General features: G+C 43.4%; 1 protein-coding gene. It reads right to left on the reverse strand.

Annotation, left to right across the window (positions count from 1 at the left end; translation table 11 throughout):
- On the reverse strand, positions 1-685 hold a 685-nt coding region (locus A3756_RS02240), incomplete at its 3' end, for a hypothetical protein (protein ID WP_156490201.1).
- Positions 686-746 lie beyond the last annotated feature (61 nt).

Genomic DNA, 746 nt, shown 5'->3' on the forward strand with positions numbered 1-746 from the left:
GGGGTGCAGGTGCAGAAACGGATACCTTTGGCTTGTCGACAGTTTCAACAAGTACTTCTTGCTTAACCTTTGTTTTAAGCTCGGGCTCGGCTTTAAGACCAAGCTTCGCTTCCAAGCGGGAAAGCTGAGCCGCGCTCAACTTTGACTTTTTCTTCTCCAGAATCGCTAAGGCCGTCTTTCTATCTAGCTTAGTCTGAAGCTTTTGTTCAGTCTTTTGCTCGGTCTTAACTTCAAGCTTTTGCTTTACTTTAAGGTTCTGCTCAGATGACTCTTTAACACTCGGCTTGGTTTTAACCGGCGCAAGCTTTGGAAATGCAGCAGGTATAATCAGAGGTGAAATTTTTGATCTTTCAGGCTCAGCAAATTGAGGCTTAGCCGGCTTCACTTTTGCAAAATTTGCTTTTGCAATAACCTTAGGCTTTAACTTGGATCCTACTCTGCCTTCAAGTGGCTCTTTAGACCTTGTATGCATTACATTCACGGAGTCTAGAGAGTGTAATTCCGCGTCACTAAGCTTGTTTTTGTGTATTGTATCTAAGTCTTTTAAAGGTTGCTGATCGGCAACTGAGCCAAGCATATCAAAGAAGTATTCATCCATAGCATCAGATGAGCTGACATTCTCGTCCTGATCGAATTCACGCCCTCCATGAATAGAGTGCTTCTTATCGATATCTTCAGAGCTCATCGCACACTCTCTACAGACTGCTCCGCTAACCAAAAAGCAGCGTAGTAATCATCTATAGCTT

The organism is Oleiphilus sp. HI0086, assembly GCF_001635225.1.